Genomic DNA, 16,485 nt, shown 5'->3' with positions numbered 1-16,485 from the left:
TGCGAGACGATTCTCGGTCGCTTGGATCTGACGCACCCCTTCTCCCTCGAAGGCCTGTGCGCGCACATGGCCGAGCAGCGGGGCCGCCCCATCCGGCTGCACCCGCTGCCCAGGGAGGCCGCCGAATCAGGCGTCTGCGGACTGTGGGTCGGCACCGACAGCGTGGACTACGTCTTCTACGAGGCCCACACCACCCCCCTGCACCGGGAGCACATCGTGCTCCACGAACTCGGGCACATCCTTTTCGGCCACCACTCCCTCGAAGGCGAAGAGGACGACGGCCGGGCCCCCGTCATCCTCGGCCGCACCAACTACACCACCCGCCAGGAGCAGGAAGCGGAGATGCTCGCGAGCATGATCCGCACCCGCACCTCCGGCACCGGCCGCCCCCGCCGCGGCACCGCCCCCCGGGGCGCCCTCGCCCGGCTGGAATCCGCCATGGGCTACGAACGGGGCCACCGCGATGGCAGCTGAACTCACCGCCGCCGGCGACTGGCTCGCCGTCCCCAGCGTGGTCTGCCTGTGGATCGCGGTCCTGCTGCGGGCCCCCGGCGCCCTGCGTTCCCCGGAACAGCGCGGCCTGTGGCTCGCCGTCGCCACCGCGGCCGCCGCGATGACCCTGAACCTGCCCGCCGTCGTCACGTACGCCCTGAGCCGCGAACCCTCGTACGCGCACACGGTCGGCCTCGTCCGCAACCTCATCGGCGTCCTGTCGGCGGGCGCCGTGCTCTACTTCGTCGCCGCCGCCACCCGCGGACGCAGGCTCCAGCTCGCCTCCTGGGCGGGCACGGTGCTCTGGCTCACCACCCTCGTCGCACTGGACGCCGCCGCACCCGAGCACGGGACGCACACCATCCCGCCCGCCGGCGACCCGGTGCCCTCCCTCGCGTACTGGCTCGTCCTGATCTCCGCGCACCTGATCGCCAACACCGTCTGCGTCGGCGTCTGCTGGCGCTACGGCCGCCGCTCGGAGAGCCGGGCACTGGCCGCCGGACTGCGGCTGTTCGGCCTGGGCACCGCGCTGGCCGGGGTGTTCTGGTTCGTGTACCTGCTCAAGGCCCTCTTCGGCAGCACCTGGGCCATGCCCGCCCTGCCGCTGATGATGAACCTGCACGGCCTGCTGCGCGCCGCGGCCATCCTCGTGCCGACCCTGTTCGCGCTGCGCCGCGCCCTCACCGACACCGCCACCGCCTGGCGGCTGTGGCCGCTGTGGCGGGAGCTGGTCCAGGCCGTCCCGCATGTCGTCCTCTCCGAGCCCCGGGCCGGGCGGCTGCTGGAGCTGCTCTGGCCGCCGGTCCCGCGGGGCCTCCTCGTCTACCGCAAGGTCATCGAGACCCGCGACGCGATCCTGATCCTGGGGGAGTACGTCACCCCGGGCGTGCCGGAGCTCGCCCGCGGCCACGTCGCCGGCGAGGGCGTCCCCGAGCAGCGGCGCACGGCGGCCGCGCTGGCCTGCGTACTGAAGGAGGCGCGGCGGGCGAAGCTGGCCGGACTGCCCGGGCAGCCGACCCAGCCCCCGGCGCTCGAACTGCCGGCCGCGATGCAGACCTCCGCGGAGGGCGGCGGCCTGGAGGACGAGGCCAGGTTCCTGGTGGACGTCGCCCAGGCCTACGCCTCTCCCGCGGCCGCCACCTTCACCCCCGCCCCCCGTACCGCCTGAACCCCCGGGAAGCGAACCTCACGTGACCACCACCGTACTGATCACCGGAGCCAGCGCCGGCCTCGGAGCCGCCTTCGCGCGGGCCTTCGCCGCCAAGGGCTGCGACCTGGTCCTCGTCGCCCGGGACAAGGACCGCCTGGAGGCCCTCGCCGCCGAACTCGCCCACAGCGGCGGCACCGTCTGCGAGGTACTGCCCGCCGACCTGCTCGACCCCGCCGCCTGCGCGGCCGTCGCCGCCCGGCTCGCCGACACCGCGCGGCCCGTGGACGTCCTGGTCAACAACGCCGGGTTCGGCCTCCCCGCCCCCTACCCGTACAACCCGGTCGAGGACGAGGAGCGGATGCTGGACCTCCTCGTCAAGGTCCCGCTCCGGCTCACCCACGCCCTGCTGCCGGGCCTGCGGGAGCGCCGCCGGGGCGCGGTGCTCAACGTCTCCTCGGTCGCGGGACTGCTGCCGACCGGGACGTACGGGGCGGCGAAAGCCTGGATCACCGCCTTCAGCGAGTCCCTGCGGGTCGACATGGAGCCGTACGGAGTCCGCGTGCTGGCGGTGGTCCCCGGCTTCACCCGCACCGAGTTCCAGGAACGCGCCGGCATGGACGTCAGCGCCCTGCGCGACGCGGTGTGGCTCGAACCCGAGGCGGTGGTGGCCAAGGCCCTGCGCGACCTCGCCCGCCGCCGCCCGGTCAGCGTCACCGGCCGGCACTACCAGGCGTACGCCTTCGCGGCCCGCCACCTCCCGCGCTCCTTCGTGGCCCGCAGGATGGCCCGCACCCGGCGGCCCCCCGCCGACGCACCGGCCTGACCGGGGCGGTTTGCGGGACGGCTGCCCGGGCACCCGCCGAGCGAGGGGGCACAGCCGCGCGGGGGCAGAGGAGGACGTGACATGGACGACCAAGGCGGCGCCGGAGGCGTCCCGCTCCACGACGAGGACGACGGACAGCAGCACCGCAAGCCGCACCCCGGGCGGCACGCCTCGGAACCCCGGCCCCGGCCGGAGCCCGGCCCCGTACGGGCCGAGGACACGGACGAGGCGAGCCGCCTCGACCGCCCCGAGGCCCCCGCCCCCAACCCGGACGAGCCGCGCAAGCACCGCAGCCACGGCAAGGGCCCCAAGGAGTTCTAGACCGCCCGGAACGCCCGGCGGCTCAGAGCTCGGTCACCTTGCCGTCCGCGACCTCCAGCCGCCGGGTCACGTGGACGGCGTCCAGCATCCGGCGGTCGTGCGTGACCAGCAGCAGGGTGCCCTCGTAGGCCTCCAGCGCCGACTCCAGCTGCTCGATCGCCGGAAGGTCGAGGTGGTTCGTCGGCTCGTCCAGCACCAGCAGGTTCACCCCGCGGCCCTGGAGCAGGGCCAGGGCCGCACGGGTGCGCTCACCGGGCGAGAGGGTCGCCGCCGGGCGCATCACGTGCGCCGCCTTCAGGCCGAACTTGGCCAGCAGCGTGCGCACCTCCGCGGGCTCGGTCTCCGGGACGGCCGCGCAGAAGGCCTCCAGCAGCGACTCCTCGCCGAGGAACAGGCCCCGCGCCTGGTCGACCTCGCCCACCAGGACGCCCGAGCCCAGGGTGGCCGCACCGGAGTCCGGAGCCAGCCGGCCGAGCAGGAGCGCGAGGAGCGTGGACTTGCCGGCGCCGTTGGCCCCGGTGATCGCCACCCGGTCCGCCCAGTCGATCTGCAGACCCGCCGGGCCGAAGGCGAAGTCACCGCGCTTGACGCACGCCTCGCGCAGCGTCGCGACCACCGAGCCGGAGCGCGGCGCCGCCGCGATCTCCATGCGCAGCTCCCACTCCTTGCGGGGCTCCTCCACGACCTCCAGGCGCTCGATCGCACGCTGCGTCTGCCGGGCCTTCGCGGCCTGCTTCTCGCTCGACTCGCCGCGCAGGGCCCTGCCGATCTTGTCGTTGTCGGTGGCCTTGCGGCGGGCGTTGCGCACGCCCTTGTCCATCCAGTTGCGCTGCATCTGCGCGCGGCCCTCGAGCGAGGCCCTCTTGTCCGCGTACTCCTCGAACTCCTCCCTGGCGTGGCTGCGGGCGCGGGCACGCTCCTCCAGGTAGGCGTCGTAGCCGCCGCCGTAGAGGTTGATCTGCTGCTGCGCCAGGTCGAGTTCGAGGACCTTGGTGACGGTCCGGGCCAGGAACTCGCGGTCGTGGCTGATGACGACCGTGCCGGCGCGCAGCCCCGTCACGAACCGCTCCAGCCGCTCCAGACCGGCCAGGTCCAGGTCGTTGGTGGGCTCGTCGAGGAGGAACACGTCGTACCGGGAGAGGAGCAGCGAGGCGAGTCCGGCCCGGGCGGCCTGGCCGCCGGACAGGGCGGTCATCGGCAGGTCCAGGTTCACCGCCAGCCCCAGCTCGTCCGCCACCTCCTGGGCGCGTTCGTCCAGGTCGGCGCCGCCGAGGTCCAGCCAGCGGTCGAGGGTCTCCGCGTACGCGTCGTCGGCGCCCGGGGTGCCGTCCACGAGCCCCTGCGTCGCCTCGTCCAGCGCCGCCTGCGCGGCCGCCACGCCGGTCCGGCGGGCGAGGAACTCCCGCACCGATTCGCCGTCGCGCCGCTCGGGCTCCTGCGGGAGGTGGCCGACGGCCGCGCCGGGCGGCGACAGCCGCAGCTCACCGGTCTCGGGGGTGTCGAGCCCGGCGAGCAGCCGCAGCAGGGTCGACTTGCCGGCGCCGTTGACGCCGACGAGTCCGATGACGTCGCCGGGCGCGACGACGAGGTCGAGACCGGCGAAGAGCGTGCGCTCACCGTGCGCGGCGGTGAGGTTCCTGGCGACGAGGGTTGCAGTCATGATGCTCCGATCCTATCGGCGCCCCGCCGCACCGCCGGCCGCCTACGGGCCCAGCAGCCGCAGGCCGGCCCACAGGGCGGTCACCGCCGCCGCGAGGGACAGGGGCGTGGTCAGCAGCCCGAGCCGGGTGAAGTCGCCGAGCCGGACGTCCTCGCCGTGGGCGTGCAGCAGCCGCCGCCACAGCAGGGTGGCCAGGGAGCCGACGTACGTGAGGTTCGGGCCGATGTTCACGCCGATCAGCACCGCCAGCACCACCCCCGCACCGCCGGGCGCGGCCAGCGGCAGCAGCGCGAGCACCGCCGGCAGGTTGTTGATCAGGTTGGCCAGTACGGCGGCCACCCCGGCGACGGCCAGCAGCGCGGGCAGCGCGTCCCCGTCGGGCAGCAGCCACTGCAACCCGTCGCCGAGCCCGTGGCCCACCACGGCCCGGACGACCACCCCCAGCGCCAGCACGAACAGGCAGAACGCCGGCGCCGTGGACGCCACCAGCCGCCGCGGGGTGGTCTCGCCGCGCAGCAGGGCCCGTACGCCGAGCACCACGGCGCCGGCGAGCGCGGCCCAGACCGGGGAGGCCCCCGCGACGGAGGCCAGGGCGAAGCCCGCCAGGGTCAGGGCCAGCACGGCCAGGGCGAACCGCGGCACCGGCGCGGGCTCCGCCGCCTCGGGGCGGTGTTCGGGCGGCGCCTGGAGGTCCGCCCGGAAGAAGCGCCGGAACACCGCGTACTCCACCGCGAGCGCGACCGCCCAGGGCAGGGCCATCAGCGCCGCGAACCGGGTGAAGGTCAGCCCGCTCGCGGCGAACGCCAGCAGGTTCGTCAGATTGGAGACGGGCAGCAGCAGTGAGGCCGAGTTCGCCAGGTGCGCGGTCGCGAACACGTGCGGCCGCGGCCGGGCGCCCAGCCGCGCGGACGTCGCCAGCACCACCGGGGTCAGCAGCACCACCGTGGCGTCCAGGCTCAGGGCGGCGGTGACCGCCGAAGCCACGAGGAACACCCCGCCCAGCAGCCCGGCCGGCCCGTGCCCGGCCGCCCGCCGGGCCACGGCGGCGCCCGCGGCCCGGAACAGCCCCTCGTCGGCGCACAGCTGCGCGAGGGCCAGGACCACGGCCAGGAACCCGACCACGGGCAGCAGCTCCCGCGTCTGCCCCCAGGCGTCGGCCGGCGACACCACCCCGAGGGCGACGAGCAAACCGGCGGCCGGCACGGCGGCCGCCGCCTCGGGGAGCCCGCGCGGGCGCAGCACGGCGAAGGCCAGCACGGCGAGCAGCAGGACGACGGACAGGGCTTCGGCGACGACGGTGTTCAGGGCGGTGCTCCGGTCGGCGGGGAGGGGAAGGCCAAGGATCCCATCCCGCGCCGGGGGCGTGTCCGGATGGGTGGGCTGCGCGTCATTGCGGCCATCCGGCCGGGATCACAGGATGGGGGCATGCCACCGCTGAACGTGCTCGTCGTCCTCTACGACGGGGTCCAGAGCCTCGACGTGACCGGCCCCGTCGAGGTCTTCGACGGAGCCAGCCGGCGCCCGGGGGGAGAGGGGTACGCGATCCGTACCGTCTCACTGGGGGGTGCGCCGGTACGGACCAGCAGCGGGCTGACCCTGCTGCCCGACGGGGAGCTGGAGGAGGCCCGCCCCGGCCCGGGGACCACGCTGCTCGTGCCGGGGGGCCGCTACACGGGGACCTTCGAGCCGCGGCTCACCGACTGGCTGCGCGCGTACGGGGGTCGCGCGGGCCGGTTGGTGTCCGTGTGCACCGGGGGCCTGCTGCTCGCCGAGGCGGGGCTGCTGGACGGGCGGCGGGCCACCTCGCACTGGTCCGTGTGCGAGCGGATGGCCCGCAGCTACCCCCGGGTGTCGGTGGAACCCGACCCCATCTACGTGCGGGACGGCCCCGTCGCCACCTCGGCCGGGGTCACCGCCGGGATCGACCTCGCGCTGGCGCTGGTGGAGGAGGACTTCGGGCGGGACGCGGCGCTGCTGATCGCCCGGCACCTGGTGGTGTTCCTGCGCAGGCCCGGGAACCAGGCGCAGTTCAGCGCGCAGCTGGCGGCGCAGACCGCGAGGCGGGAGCCGCTGCGCGACGTACAGCAGTGGATCACCGAGCATCCGGACGCGGACCTGAGCGTGGAGGCCCTGGCGGCGCGGGCCGCGCTGTCGCCGCGCCACTTCGCGCGGGCCTTCCAGGCGGAGACGGGGGTGACGCCGGGGCGGTACGTCGAGCGGGTGCGGTTGGAGCACGCGCGGCGTCTGCTGGAGGAGAGCGGGGAGGGGATCGCGCAGATCGCGCGGACGTGCGGTTACGGGACGCCGGAGGCCCTGCGGCGGGCCTTCGTCAAGACCCTGGGCCAGCCCCCGGCCGAGTACCGCCGCCGCTTCGGCCGCGTGCCCTTCTGACGCCCCGCCCACCCCGGGCCGCGGGCCGGAGGCCGACACCGCCGTGCGAGCGGCGGCACGACACACGCTTCCGCCCCACGACCGGGGGCGGCCTACCGCTCCGGAGGAGCCATGCAGATCGCCGTACTGCTCTACGACCGTTTCACCGCGCTCGACGCCGTCGGGCCCTACGAGACCCTCAGCCGCGTCCCCGGCGCCGAGACCGTGTTCGTCTCCGAGCGCCCCGGCCCCGTGCGGACGGACAACGGCATGCTCGGGCTCGTCGCCGAGAAGGGGCTCGACGAGGTGACGCGGCCGGACGTCGTCATCGTGCCCGGCGGGCCGCACCCCGAGGTGGAGATGGAGAACGCCGCCGTGCTCGACTGGCTCCGCGCCGTCGACGCCACCACCACGTGGACCACCTCCGTCTGTACCGGCTCGCTCCTGCTGGCCGCCGCCGGACTGCTCCGGGGGCGGCGGGCGACCAGCCACTGGCTCTACCTCGACCGGCTGGTCCCCTTCGGCGCGGAGCCCACCGGCGAGCGGGTGGTCTTCGACGGCAAGTACGTCACCGCCGCCGGGGTCTCCTCCGGCCTCGACATGGGCCTCGGCCTCGTCGGCCGGATCGCGGGGGACGAGTACGCCCGGACCGTGCAGCTGATGTGCGAGTACGACCCCCAGCCGCCGTACGACGCCGGCTCCCCGGAGAAGGCCCCGGCCGAGCTCGTCGCCCGGCTGCGCGCCGCTAACCCGCTGACGGGCGCCAGCTGAAGTCCGGAGCCCGCCGCTCCAGGAACGCGGCGACGCCCTCGGCGGTGTCGCCGCTCGCGGCGGCCTGCTCCGACCAGTACGCGTCCCGGTCGGTGCGGCCGTCCGCGAACTCCTTGGCGGCGGCCTGCGTCAGCTGCGAGCGGGCGGTCAGGACGCGCGCGAACGCGGCCACCCGCTCCTCCAGCCGCCCCGCCGGCAGCAGCTCGTTCAGGAACCCGGCCCGCAGGGCCGTCTCCGCCCCGATCAGCTCCGCCGAGTACAGCAGGTACTTCGCCCACGCCGGGCCGACCACCGAGGCCAGCCGCCGGGTGGAAGACGCCGGGTAGACGATGCCCAGCTTCGCCGGGGTCACCCCGAACGACGCACCCTCCTCGGCGAACCGCAGGTCGCACGCCGCCGCCAGCTGGCTTCCGCCGCCCACGCAGAACCCCCGGATCGCCGCCACCGTCGGCTTCGGGAAGGCCGCCAGGGCCTCCTCCGCCGCCACCGCCAGGGCCTGCGGATCCTCCTTGCCGGTGAGCGAGGAGATGTCGGCCCCCGCACAGAAGGTCGGGCCGTCCCCGGTCAGCACCATCACCCGGACGGCCGAGTCGTCGGCCAGCTGCGCCAGCAGCTCCGGCAGGGCCCGCCACATCGAGGCGGTCATGGCGTTCCGCTTCGCGGGGTGCGAGATGACGACGGTGGCGACCCCGTCGGCGACCGAATGGTGGAGGGCTGAGTCCATGCGCCGGATGCTATCCCGGTCGGCCGATCCTACGATCAAGGGGAGTCCGACCCGGGGGGTGCCGAGGAGGTGGCACGTCCATGCGCGCCGACCGCAGCAAGCGCGACGCGAAGAAGCGGGACCCGAAGCAGCAGGAGACGAAGGAGCTGAACCGCGGCTTCGGACTGCTGGCCCTGCTCGGGGTGGTCCTCGTCGTGGCCGGCCTGGTGGGCCTCGCCTACACCGGCTTCGCCACCCTGACGTCGATGTTCCTCTTCGGCTGGCTGCTGCTCCTCGGCGGAGTGGTCGGCCTGGCGCAGGCCGTGCAGTCACGCAAGAGCAACTACTTCTGGCTCGCCGTCATCGTCGCCGCGGTCAACCTGGCCGCGGGCTTCGTGATCCTGCGCCGCCCGGAGGCGAGCGCCGAGGCGCTGACCATGTTCGCGGCCCTGCTCTTCCTCACCGGCGGGGTCTTCCGTCTCGCCGGCGCCCTGGTGGTGCGCGGCGCCAACTTCGGGATCGCGCTGGTCCAGGGCGCCTTCGGGCTGCTGCTGGGCATCCTGATCCTGTTCGGCTGGCCCGGCAACAGCCCGTACGTGATCGGAACGTTCTTCTCGCTCGCCCTGCTGTTCGACGGTCTCAGCCTGGTGGGGCTGGGCATGGGTGCCCGCCGGATCCTCGGCCTGGTCAGGGACGATGACGGGAAGGACACGCCGGGTGCGTCGGACGGGGCGGGGAAGGCGGCCGAGTAGGGGGCCGGACCGGATCAGGAAGGGACCAACAACTGACTCTGTCATAAGCCGACGGTCAGAAAGCGTCCGATTGCCGCTGACTTCTGGTCAGCGGCGCGGTCCGGACCAGGCTGTTCCCCACTCTTGCCCTGTGGAGACGATCGAGCGCGAAGACGGGGGCGGCAAGATGAACGACAGCGGGAGCGTCCCGCCGGCCCGGGGAGGTGAGGCGTCGGCTCCGGCCGACCCCCTCGCTTATGAGGGAGTGTGGCGCTTCACCGCGCCCGCGGTAGAAGAATCCGTTCCGCAGGCCCGCCGCGCGGTCCGGGAGCTCCTCGGCCGCCAGGGGGTGCCGGCCCAGCAGGACCTCGTGTACTCCCTGCTGCTGATCGTCTCCGAGCTGGTGACGAACTCGGTCCGGCACGCGGCCCTGCTCTCCCCGGAGGTCGCCGTCGAGGTGGCGGTGGGCCGGGAGTGGGTACGGGTGGCCGTCGAGGACAACCACCCGTACCGGCCCAAGGCGCTGGAGGCCGACTTCGGCCAGACCGGCGGCCGGGGCCTGCTGCTGGTCCGGGAGATCACCCGGGAGGCCGGCGGGGTGTGCGACGTCGAGCACACCGCGACGGGCGGCAAGGTGATCTGGGCGGCCCTGCCGCTCCCCGGCCCCCGGCTCTGAGCACCGGACCCCCGGCGGGCGCCGAGGACCCGGGGCCTCCGCGGACGAACGGCGTAGCGGCTACCAGCCGGCCGCGTCGCCGGTCAGCTCGCGGATCGCGGGCCGCGCCGCGTCCAGCACCGTCATGAACCAGGCCGAGAACGGCTGCTCCGCGTGCCGCTTCGCCAGTTCCCCGGCCGTGACGAAGGCGGTGGCGCCGACCTCCTCCGGATCCGGCTGCGGCGAGGCCTGGGCAAGTCCCACGAACAGGTGGTTGTACTCCTGCTCCACCAGCCCGGACGCGGGGTCCGGGTGGTTGTAGCGGACGGTCCCCGCCTCCGCGAGCAGGGCGGGCGAGAGCCCGAGCTCCTCGTGGGTGCGCCGGGCCGCCGCCGCGAACGGCGACTCCCCCGGGTAGGGGTGACCGCAGCAGGTGTTCGACCAGACGCCGGGGGAGTGGTACTTCCCGAGGGCGCGCTGCTGGAGCAGCAGGCGGCCCTGCTGGTCGAAGAGGAACACGGAGAACGCCCGGTGCAACAGGCCGGGCGCCTGGTGTGCGGAGAGCTTCTCCGCCGTGCCGATGGTGTTGCCGGACTCGTCGACCAGTTCGAGCATGATCGGTTCTCGAGCGCCGGTGCCGGCGGACGCGCTGCGGGTGGCGTCGGTGGCTGGTGTGGTCGGCATACCCATCCTTCGCTTCGGACTTCGGCCTTCAGTCTGCCGTACAAAAGGGGCTTGTCCCCACTTCGGCGATCCGCGCATGTCCGCCCCCCGCCGCGTGGTAGACGGCGGGGGGCGGACACCGGGCTCGGCGGTCAGACCCCGAACGGGGCCGGATACGTGATCGTGCCCGCCGGCACCGGAACGGAATCGTCCAGCACCAGGGCCATCATCGCCGCGTCCGGCACCTCGAAGGGCGCCCGGATCCCGAACCGCGAAGCGGCCACGAACCCGAAGCGCGGGTAGTACGAGGGATGTCCGAGGACCAGCACCAGCGCCTCCCCCCTCGCGCGCGCCGCCGCCAGCAGCGCCCGTACGACGGCACTGCCGGCGCCCGAGCGCTGGACCGCGGGATCGGCGGCCACCGGCGCGAGGGCCAGGGCGGGCACCCCGTCCACCGCGCACCGGGTCAGCAGGGCGTGCGCCGCCACCGACCCGTCCGGGCCCTCGGCCACGTACGACAGCCCCGGCAGCCAGGCCGTCGCGTCGGAGCGCAGCGCGTCCACGAGATCAGCCTCCAGCGGGGTCTCGAACGCCGCCAGGTTGACGGCCCGTACGGCCGCCGCGTCGGCCGCCGTCTCCGGGCGGACCCGCCAGCGGCCCCCGTCCCCGGCGCCGACCGGGGCCAGGACGAAGCCCGTGTACCCGTACTCGCGGCCGTGCCGCTCCCGTACGGCGAGCTCCTCGCGTACGAGGCCCAGCGCGGCCTCCTCGGCCGCGGTGGCCGGCTGGGCCGCCCGGACCCGCTCGCCGAGCGGGCCGTAGTACTCGGCCCAGTCGGAGTCGGGCTGGAGGCGGGTGCCCAGCACCCGGTACCCGGCGGCCTGGGCCGCCGCGACGTTGCGGGCGGTGGAGCGCAGCGGGTACCGCGGGTCCCAGAAGGCCCGGGCCCCGGCCGAGGGCTCCTCGGCGGTCCACTCGCACTCGCTCAGCACGAGCCGGCCGCCGGGGGCGAGCAGGCGCTTCCACTCGGTGAGGGCCCGGTCGAAGCCGAGGAGGTACGCGCTGCCCTCGGCCCACACCAGGTCGAAGGAGCCGTCCGCGAACGCGGCGGAGGGCAGCGCGCCGATGTCCGCGCGCACGGCGCGGACCCGGCCGGTGAGCCCGTGGGCGGCGGCGGCCGGGCGCAGTTCGTCGAGGAACGGCTCGTAGAGGTCGACGGCGGTCACCTCGGCGCGGCCCGCCCCGCCCGCCTCGGCGGCGAGCAGCAGGGCGCTGCGGCCCGGGCCGCAGCCCAGGTCGAGGACGCGGGGCCGCTCGGGCAGCGGTCCGCACAGGGAGAGCAGGTGCCGGGTGGAGGCGTCGGAACCGGGGGACTGCCGCGGCAGCCCGCGGTGCAGCTCCATGAAGGCGTCGAAGGACGATGAAGTGGTGTGGTCGGTCAACGTGAACCCTTGAACGGGGGCTACGGCCGACGGGGACCGCCCCGGGTGGGATCAGACCCGGGTGGGATCAGAGCCGGCCGGACGCCCGGAAGGAAACGGGGACGTACCGGAGTCCGCTGCGCACGGCAGCGGCCACTGCGACGGTCATCGACCCACCTCTTTCCGCTTCGGCCCTCGTGGGCGCGCCACGTGACCCGTGGACGCCGGCGTCCACCCTAACACCCGGGCCAAAGGGGCCTTAATCGTCCTGAACAGCTGGTGGATGCGCCCTTCCAATCATCCGATAGCCTCTGCCGACAGCCCTGCCGACGTGCTGCCGCCGCCCCACCGGGCCCCCGGCCGTCGGGAATGTCCGTCGCAAGGAGTGAGTTCGTCTGCCGACCGTCATCCTCACCGGCCCGCCGGTACCCGGATCACCGCTCCAGGACGAGCTCCGGTCGCTCGGGTTCGACGTGCGCCCGGTCACCGGCCCTCAGGACACCGCCACCGCCCTCGCCGCAGTACCGGCCGGGGAGCGGGTGGCCGTCGTCGACAGCGGCTTCGTCGGCCACCCGCACGCGCTGCGCCTCGCGCTGACCGACCCGCGCTTCGACGCCTGCGCCGTGACCGGCGCCCTCGCCGTCCAGGCGGGGGCCCGCGCGGCCCTCGACGAGGCGGCCGCCCTGGCCCCGGCCGGCCCCGGCCCCTACGCGGACCGGCTCGCCGCAGCCGTGGAGGCCGCCGGGACCACCGTCCAGCGACCCGAGCTCGGCAGCCTCGTGGCGGCCGTGCCGGACGGGGAGGCACAGCGCGCCGACGCCCTCGCCGCGGTCGCGGCCGTGGACGACGAGGCCGTACGCCTGCGCACCGCGGTGAAGTCCCGCGACGGCTTCTTCACCACCTTCTTCATCAGCCCCTACTCGCGCTACATCGCCCGGTGGTGCGCGCGCCGCGGCCTGACCCCGAACCAGGTCACCACCGCCTCCCTGATCACCGCGCTGATCGCGGCGGGCTGCGCCGCCACCGGGGAGCGCTGGGGCTACGTCACCGCCGGCGTGCTGCTGCTCGTCTCCTTCGTCCTGGACTGCACCGACGGGCAGCTCGCCCGCTACTCGCTCCAGTACTCGACGATGGGCGCCTGGCTGGACGCCACCTTCGACCGCGCGAAGGAGTACTCCTTCTACGCGGGCCTCGCGCTCGGCGCGGCCGCGAACGGCGACGACGTGTGGGCCCTCGCCCTCGGCGCGATGATCCTGATGACCTGCCGCCACGTCGTGGACTTCGCGTTCAACGAGGCCAACCACGACGCGACCGCCAACACGAGCCCGACGGCCGCCCTGTCCGACAGGCTCGACAGCGTCGGCTGGACGGTCTGGGTCCGGCGGATGATCATCCTGCCGATCGGCGAGCGGTGGGCCATGATCGCGGTGCTGACCGCGGTCACCAGCCCCCGGACCGTGTTCTACGCCCTGCTCGTCGGCTGCGCCTTCGGCGCCCTCTACACCACCGCCGGCCGGGTGCTGCGCTCCCTGACCCGCAAGGCGCAGAGGACCGACCGGGCCGCCCAGGCCCTGGCCGACCTCGCCGACTGCGGGCCGCTGGCCCCGATCGGCACGGGCCTGGCCAAGGGGCGGCCCGTCGCACCCCTGGCGATGGCCCTCATCGGCACCCTCCTGGTCATCGGCGACGCCGCGGTGCGCCCGTTCGGCACCGCCGCGCTGATCGGATCCGCGGTGTTCTACGTCATAGCCGCGGGCGCGGCGGTCTCCCGCCCGCTCAAGGGGGCGCTCGACTGGCTCATCCCGCCGGTGTTCCGCTGCGCCGAGTACGTGACCGTGCTGGCGCTCGCCGCGCGCGCCGACGTCCCCGGGGCGCTTCCCGCCGCATTCGGACTGGTCGCGGCGGTCGCCTACCATCACTACGACACGGTCTACCGCATCCGCGGCGGCTCCGGCGCGCCGCCCAGGTGGCTGGTGTGGACGATCGGCGGGCAGGACGGCCGGGTCCTGCTGGCCGTGGTCCTGGCCGCCGTCCTGCCCCGTGACACGCTCCCCGTCGCGTTCACGGCCCTGGCCGTGTTCGTGGCACTCGTGGTGCTCGTGGAGAGCATCCGCTTCTGGGTCTCCTCCGGGGCACCCGCCGTACATGACGAAGGAGAACCAGCATGATCGGCCTCGTCCTCGCTGCCGGTGCCGGACGCCGCCTGCGTCCCTACACCGACACCCTGCCCAAGGCCCTCGTGCCCGTCGGCCCCGAAGGCGACGAGGAAAGCCTCACCGTCCTCGACCTCACCCTCGGCAACTTCGCCGAGGTCGGCCTCACCGAGGTGGCGATCGTCGTCGGCTACCGCAAGGAAGCCGTCTACGCGCGCCGCGAGGCCCTGGAGGCCAAGTACGGCGTCACGATCACGCTGATCGACAACGACAAGGCCGAGGAGTGGAACAACGCCTACTCCCTGTGGTGCGCGCGTGACGTCCTCAAGCAGGGCGTGATCCTGGCCAACGGCGACACCGTCCACCCCGTCTCCGTCGAGAAGACCCTGCTCGCCGCCCGCGGCAACGGCCAGAAGATCATCCTCGCCCTGGACACGGTCAAGAACCTGGCCGACGAGGAGATGAAGGTCGTCACCGCCGACGGGCAGGGCGTGCGGAAGATCACCAAACTGATGGACCCCGCCGACGCCACCGGCGAGTACATCGGAGTCACCCTCATCGAGCCCGAGGCCGCCGAGCAGCTCGCGGAGGCCCTGAAGACCACCTTCGAGCGGGACCCCGACCTCTACTACGAGGACGGCTACCAGCAGCTCGTCGACGACGGCTTCACCATCGACGTTGCCCCCATCGGCGACGTGATGTGGGTCGAGATCGACAACCACGACGACCTCGCCAAGGGCCGGACGATCGCATGCCAGTACTGACGCGGCTGATCCCCTCGCCGGTCGTCGTCGACATCAGCCGCGGCGCGATGGACAAGCTGGACGGCATCCTCGCCGACCAGCGGATCTCCGCGTCCGGCCGGCTCGCGGTCGCGATCAGCGGGGGCTCCGGGCAGGCGCTGCGCGCCCGTCTGGAGCCGGCCCTGCCGCTCGCCGACTGGTACCCGGTCGTCGACGGCACCATCGACTCGGCGGTCAAGCTGGCCGACGACATAAAGGGCCGCCGCTACGACGCCGTCGTCGGGCTGGGCGGCGGGAAGATCATCGACGTGGCGAAGTACGCCGCGGCGCGGGTCGGCCTGCCCATGGTGGCCGTCGCCACCAACCTCTCCCACGACGGCATCTGCTCCCCGGTGTCCATCCTGGACAACGACAACGGCCGCGGTTCGTACGGCGTGCCCACGCCGATCGCGATGGTCATCGACCTCGACGTGATCCGCGAGGCCCCGACCCGCTTCATCCGCGCCGGCGTCGGCGACGCGATCTCCAACATCTCGGCCATCGCCGACTGGGAGCTCTCGCACCGCGTCACCGGCGAGGCCGTCGACGGCCTGGCCGCCGCCATGGCCCGCACCGCCGGCGAGTCCGTACTGCGCCACCCCGGCGGATGCGGCGACGACGAGTTCCTCACCGTGCTGTCCGAGGCCCTCGTCCTCTCCGGCATCGCGATGTCGATCAGCGGGGACAGCCGTCCCTCCTCCGGCGCCTGCCACGAGATCAGCCACGCCTTCGACCTGCTCTACCCGGGGCGCTCCGCGCTGCACGGCGAGCAGGTCGGCATCGGCGCCGCCTTCGCCATGCACCTGCGCGGGGCCGCAGAACAGTCCGGCCTGTTCACGGAGGTCCTGCGCCGCCACGGCCTGCCCGTGCTGCCCGAGGAGATCGGGTTCAGCGTGGACGAGTTCGTCGCCGCCGTCGAGTACGCCCCCCAAACCCGCCCGGGACGCTTCACGGTCCTGGAGCACCTCAACCTGTCCGCAGCCGAGATCAGGGACGCTTACGCCGACTATGCCCAGACCATCCGTAGCTGAACTCCGGCCCGTCGTTCACCCGCCGGGCGTCAAGGACCGGCGCAGTGGCGAGCACTGGGGCGGCCGCCTGTACATGCGCGAGGTCTCGCTGCGCATCACCCGGCTCCTGGTCACCACCCGCGTCACGCCCAACCAGCTGACGTACGTGATGACCCTCGCCGGCGTCCTCGCCGCCCCGGCGCTGCTGGTGCCGGGCGTGCCCGGGGCCGTCCTCGGTGTGGTCGCGGTCCAGCTGTACCTGCTGCTCGACTGCGTCGACGGCGAGGTCGCCCGCTGGAAGAAGCAGTTCTCGCTCTCCGGGGTCTACCTGGACCGGGTCGGCGCCTACCTGTGTGACGCGGCCGTCCTCGTCGGCTTCGGCCTGCGCGCCGCCGACCTGTGGGGCGGGGGCCGAATCGACTGGCTGTGGGCCTTCCTGGGAACCCTCGCCGCCCTCGGTGCGATTCTGATCAAGGCCGAGACGGACCTCGTCGGCGTCGCCCGGCACCAGGCCGGCAAGCCCGTGGTCCAGGAGTCCGCCGCGGAGCCGCGCTCCTCCGGCATGGCGCTCGCCCGCCGGGCCGCCGCCGCGCTCAAGTTCCACCGCCTGGTCCTCGGCATCGAGGCCTCCCTGCTGATCCTCGCGCTCGCCGTCGTGGACCAGATCCGGGGAGACCTGTTCTTCACCCGGCTCGGCGTCGCCGTGCTGGCCGGCATCGCGCTGCTGCAGACCCTGCTGCACCTGGTGTCGATCCTGGCCTCCAGCAGGCTCAAGTGACG

At 74.1% G+C, this 16,485-nt stretch carries 17 protein-coding genes; 12 read left to right on the top strand and 5 right to left on the bottom strand.

Translation table 11 applies throughout. The features are described from left to right. Positions 1-21: 21 nt before the first annotated feature. From ACZ501_RS25165 to ACZ501_RS25150, 4 genes are all read left to right on the top strand, one after another. On the top strand, positions 22-474 hold the full coding sequence (locus tag ACZ501_RS25165; protein WP_468798241.1) for a M78 family metallopeptidase domain-containing protein: 453 nt from the start codon (positions 22-24) through the stop codon (positions 472-474). Further along, positions 464-1,660 carry an MAB_1171c family putative transporter gene (locus ACZ501_RS25160; protein WP_468798238.1) on the top strand — a complete coding sequence of 399 codons (1,197 nt, stop codon included), beginning with the start codon at positions 464-466 and terminating at the stop codon, positions 1,658-1,660. Before ACZ501_RS25165 ends, ACZ501_RS25160 begins: the two co-directional genes overlap by 11 nt. Before the next feature lie 22 nt (positions 1,661-1,682). Then, entirely contained in the window at positions 1,683-2,465 is a 783-nt protein-coding gene (locus tag ACZ501_RS25155; protein ID WP_361603867.1) for an SDR family NAD(P)-dependent oxidoreductase, read from the top strand. Between the two features lie 81 nt (positions 2,466-2,546). Then, positions 2,547-2,786, top strand: a complete 240-nt coding sequence (locus ACZ501_RS25150; RefSeq protein ID WP_468798235.1) for a hypothetical protein — start codon at positions 2,547-2,549, stop codon at positions 2,784-2,786. Positions 2,787-2,808: 22 nt separating this feature from the next. Here the strand turns inward: ACZ501_RS25150 and ACZ501_RS25145 are convergent, their stop codons facing one another. Both ACZ501_RS25145 and ACZ501_RS25140 read right to left on the bottom strand, forming a co-directional pair. Further along, entirely contained in the window at positions 2,809-4,446 is a 1,638-nt protein-coding gene (locus tag ACZ501_RS25145) for an ABC-F family ATP-binding cassette domain-containing protein (protein WP_361603873.1), read from the bottom strand. Positions 4,447-4,488: 42 nt separating this feature from the next. After that, the gene (locus ACZ501_RS25140) at positions 4,489-5,751 is read right to left on the bottom strand and encodes an SLC13 family permease (protein WP_468798682.1); all 1,263 of its coding nucleotides are present in this window, start codon (positions 5,749-5,751) and stop codon (positions 4,489-4,491) included. Positions 5,752-5,871: 120 nt separating this feature from the next. On the opposite strand from ACZ501_RS25140, the gene ACZ501_RS25135 reads away from it, so the two are divergent. Together ACZ501_RS25135 and ACZ501_RS25130 are read left to right on the top strand one after the other, a co-directional pair. Continuing rightward, the gene (locus tag ACZ501_RS25135) at positions 5,872-6,837 is read left to right on the top strand and encodes a GlxA family transcriptional regulator (RefSeq protein WP_468798232.1); all 966 of its coding nucleotides are present in this window, start codon (positions 5,872-5,874) and stop codon (positions 6,835-6,837) included. 111 nt (positions 6,838-6,948) lie between these two features. Then, the gene (locus ACZ501_RS25130; protein WP_468798229.1) at positions 6,949-7,587 is read left to right on the top strand and encodes a DJ-1/PfpI family protein; all 639 of its coding nucleotides are present in this window, start codon (positions 6,949-6,951) and stop codon (positions 7,585-7,587) included. Here ACZ501_RS25130 and ACZ501_RS25125 read toward each other — a convergent pair. Continuing rightward, positions 7,562-8,311, bottom strand: coding sequence for an enoyl-CoA hydratase/isomerase family protein (locus ACZ501_RS25125; protein WP_468798226.1), 750 nt, complete (start codon positions 8,309-8,311; stop codon positions 7,562-7,564). The two genes, ACZ501_RS25130 and ACZ501_RS25125, sit on opposite strands and share 26 nt — an antisense overlap. Before the next feature lie 80 nt (positions 8,312-8,391). Between ACZ501_RS25125 and ACZ501_RS25120 the strand changes: the two genes are divergently transcribed. Continuing rightward, the gene (locus ACZ501_RS25120) at positions 8,392-9,042 is read left to right on the top strand and encodes an HdeD family acid-resistance protein (protein WP_468798223.1); all 651 of its coding nucleotides are present in this window, start codon (positions 8,392-8,394) and stop codon (positions 9,040-9,042) included. A 130-nt stretch (positions 9,043-9,172) separates the two neighbouring features. Then, positions 9,173-9,697: an ATP-binding protein gene (locus ACZ501_RS25115; protein WP_468798220.1), complete on the top strand. Its 525-nt coding sequence runs from the start codon at positions 9,173-9,175 to the stop codon at positions 9,695-9,697. A 60-nt stretch (positions 9,698-9,757) separates the two neighbouring features. On the opposite strand, the gene idi is transcribed toward ACZ501_RS25115, so the two are convergent. Together idi and ACZ501_RS25105 are read right to left on the bottom strand one after the other, a co-directional pair. Then, positions 9,758-10,360 (bottom strand): isopentenyl-diphosphate Delta-isomerase, encoded by a 603-nt coding sequence (gene idi / locus ACZ501_RS25110; RefSeq protein ID WP_361611005.1) that lies wholly within the window; start codon positions 10,358-10,360, stop codon positions 9,758-9,760. A gap of 131 nt (positions 10,361-10,491) precedes the next feature. Next, a complete protein-coding gene (locus tag ACZ501_RS25105; RefSeq protein WP_468798679.1) occupies positions 10,492-11,742 on the bottom strand; it encodes a GNAT family N-acetyltransferase in 1,251 nt (416 codons plus the stop codon). Positions 11,743-12,155: 413 nt separating this feature from the next. On the opposite strand from ACZ501_RS25105, the gene ACZ501_RS25100 reads away from it, so the two are divergent. The 4 genes from ACZ501_RS25100 to ACZ501_RS25085 are packed head-to-tail and all read left to right on the top strand — an operon-like array spanning position 12,156 to position 16,483. After that, positions 12,156-13,928 carry a DUF5941 domain-containing protein gene (locus ACZ501_RS25100; RefSeq protein WP_468798676.1) on the top strand — a complete coding sequence of 591 codons (1,773 nt, stop codon included), beginning with the start codon at positions 12,156-12,158 and terminating at the stop codon, positions 13,926-13,928. Further along, positions 13,925-14,677, top strand: a complete 753-nt coding sequence (locus ACZ501_RS25095; RefSeq protein WP_361608357.1) for a phosphocholine cytidylyltransferase family protein — start codon at positions 13,925-13,927, stop codon at positions 14,675-14,677. Before ACZ501_RS25100 ends, ACZ501_RS25095 begins: the two co-directional genes overlap by 4 nt. Beyond that, positions 14,665-15,726: an iron-containing alcohol dehydrogenase family protein gene (locus tag ACZ501_RS25090; RefSeq protein WP_361608355.1), complete on the top strand. Its 1,062-nt coding sequence runs from the start codon at positions 14,665-14,667 to the stop codon at positions 15,724-15,726. Before ACZ501_RS25095 ends, ACZ501_RS25090 begins: the two co-directional genes overlap by 13 nt. Next, positions 15,704-16,483: a CDP-alcohol phosphatidyltransferase family protein gene (locus ACZ501_RS25085; RefSeq protein ID WP_361608353.1), complete on the top strand. Its 780-nt coding sequence runs from the start codon at positions 15,704-15,706 to the stop codon at positions 16,481-16,483. Before ACZ501_RS25090 ends, ACZ501_RS25085 begins: the two co-directional genes overlap by 23 nt. The last annotated feature ends 2 nt before the right edge of the window (positions 16,484-16,485 follow it).

This window comes from Streptomyces sp. NPDC034085, from assembly GCF_055575555.1.
Note: the sequence above shows the minus strand (reverse complement) of the source record. Positions and strands in the feature narration are given on the sequence as shown.